Source organism: Frankia sp. CcWB2, from assembly GCF_977927585.1.
In genome coordinates this window covers 1032-3718 of record NZ_CDWRCM010000087.1, presented here as the reverse complement: position 1 = coordinate 3718, position 2687 = coordinate 1032, and the positions used below count along the sequence as shown (strand labels likewise).

Genomic DNA, 2687 nt, shown 5'->3' with positions numbered 1-2687 from the left:
GAGGACGTGGGTTCGTCTGACGATTTTACCATGAGCCGTGGCAAGCGCCTTCGCGTACGCCTCGACGACATAACCCACGAAGTACAGCGCAGCCAGCTGGCGCGACTGTGCGTGTAACACGGCGGCATCGGCGCCACGCTCGGAAGCCACCGCGGCCCAGTACTCGACCTGTTCGCGCCACGCTGGTTTCAGCTTGCCTCCTCCCGGCCCCAGCAAAACCCCGACATCCCCCAAAAGTGTAGCCAGACGGTAGCGGGCCGAAACCATCGGCTCCGGCCCGCTACCGAGAAGTTGGCCCACCGGGACAGCACGAGTCTTCTGTCTTCTGAACGGGGCCCGGGGCCAGCCGCGCGGCTCAGACCTGGCGGCGACGCTCCACCGCGTCGAGGATCTCCGCGACGGCCTCGTCCACCGGCACGCCGTTGCGCTGCGCCCCGTCCCGGAAACGGAACGACACCGCACCCTGAGCGACATCGGAATCTCCGGCCAGCAGCATGAACGGCACCTTTTGCTTCTGCGCCGTACGGATCTTCTTCTGCATCCGGTCGTCGGAGGAGTCGACCTCCACCCGGAGGCCGTGCGCGGCGAGCCGCCGGGCGACCTCGCCCAGGTACGGCACGTGCTCGTCGGTGATCGGGATGCCGACCACCTGCACCGGCGCGAGCCACGGCGGCAGCGCCCCGGCGTAGTGCTCCAACAGGATGGCGAAGAACCGCTCGATGGTGCCGAACAACGCCCGATGGATCATGAACGGACGCTGCCGGGTCCCGTCCGCAGCCTGGTACTCCAGGTCGAAGCGCCGCGGCAGCTGGAAGTCCACCTGGATGGTGGACAGCTGCCAGGTCCGGCCGATGGCGTCGCGGGCCTGCACGGAGATCTTCGGCCCGTAGAAGGCACCGCCGCCCGGGTCCATCACCAGTTCCAGGTCCTGCTTCTGCGCGGCCTCCCGCAGCAGTTCGGTGGCCTGCGCCCACTCCTCGTCGGTGCCGACGGCCTTGCCCTCCGGCCGGGTCGACAGCTCCAGGTAGAAGTCGGTCAGCCCGAAGTCGCGCAGCAACCCGAGCACGAACGTCAGCACGCTGTCGAGCTCGGCGGGTAGCTGCTCGCGGGCGCAGAACAGGTGCGCGTCGTCCTGGGTGAGCCCGCGCACCCGGGTCAGGCCATGGACCACTCCGGACTTCTCGTAACGGTAGACCGTGCCGAACTCGAACAGCCGCAGCGGCAGCTCCCGGTACGACCGGCCCCGCGACCGGAAGATCAGGATATGCATCGGGCAGTTCATCGGCTTGAGGTAGTAGTCGGTGCCGCCGTCGAGCTGCATGGGCGGGTACATGCCCTCGGCGAACCAGTCCAGGTGCCCGGAGATCTGGTAGAGCTCCGACTTGGTGATGTGCGGGGTGTTGACGAACGAGTACCCGGCCTCGATGTGCCGGCGCCGCGAGTAGTCCTCCATCGCGGTGCGGATCGCGCCGCCCCTGGGGTGGAAGACCGCCAGCCCCGGGCCGATCTCGGTCGGGAACGAGAACAGGTCAAGCTCCGCGCCGAGCTTGCGGTGATCGCGTTTCTCGGCCTCGGCCAGCCTGGTCTGGTAGGCCTTGAGCGCGTCGCGCGACTCCCACGCAGTGCCGTAGATGCGCTGCAGCTGCGGGTTCTTCTCGCTCCCCCGCCAGTAGGCCGCGGCGGAGCGCAGGATCGCGAAGGCCGGGATGGCCCGGGTGGTGGGCACATGCGGCCCGCGGCAGAGGTCCTTCCAGCACAGCTCGCCGGTCTTCGCGTCGAGGTTGTCGTAGATGGTCAGCTCGCCCGCCCCGACCTCGACACTCGCCTCGGCGTCGTCGGCCGCCGCGTCACTCGACTTCAGCCCGATCAACTCAATCTTGTACGGCTCGTCGGCGAGCTCCGCGCGGGCCTCGGGCTCGGTGACGACCCGCCGGGAGAATCGCTGGCCGGCCTTGATGATCGCCTGCGCCTTCTTCTCGATGGCCCTGAGGTCGTCCGGGGTGAACGGGGACTCGACGTCGAAGTCGTAGTAGAAACCGTTGTCGATGGGCGGCCCGATGCCCAGGCGCGCCTTCGGGAAGAGTTCCTGGACCGCCTGGGCGACGACGTGCGCGGCGGAATGCCGGACGATCGCCCGCCCGGCCGGCGAGTCAATCATGATCGGCTCGACGACGGCCCCGTCGGCGAGAACATGAGCGAGATCATGTTGCTGGCCGTCAACCAGAGCCGCGATCACGTTCCGGTCGTCGGCGAACAGCTCGGCGGCCGTCGTCCCGGTCGGCACCACCCGCGGATCGCTGCGCTGGGCGTGCTGAACGGTAAGGCGGACGTCGGACACCGAATCTCTCCTGTTGCGCTGGGAACACGGGTGCGGGGATCGCACCGCCGGTGCGTCGCCGGCCGGCAGGCGGCCCCACGGCGGGCCTTCCTGGCCCGTTCGCGATGCTACTCGCGGACGCATGGTGCCCCCGGCGAGCGGGGTACGGCGAGCGAGGTACTCAGTGTGACGGGTGCGGCTCAGTGTGACGGGTGCGGCTCAGTGTGACGGGTGCGGCTCAGTGTGACGGGTGCGGCGCGGGCGGCTCCGCCGTCGGCCGCGCACCCTCCCGGCAGCGGATGCCACCGAGGATGGTGTCGACGATCTTCGCGATCCGCGTTCCGCTCACCTCGCAGTCACCACTCATGTA

At 68.9% G+C, this 2687-nt stretch carries 2 protein-coding genes; both read right to left on the bottom strand.

Annotated elements, in window-relative coordinates:
* Positions 1-300: hypothetical protein (locus tag ACY45C_RS11185; protein ID WP_462187551.1), on the bottom strand; the 300-nt coding region annotated here is incomplete at its 3' end.
* Positions 301-355: 55 nt separating this feature from the next.
* Positions 356-2338, bottom strand: coding sequence for a threonine--tRNA ligase (gene thrS, locus ACY45C_RS11180; protein WP_462187550.1), 1983 nt, complete (start codon positions 2336-2338; stop codon positions 356-358).
* Between the last annotated feature and the right edge of the window lie 349 nt (positions 2339-2687).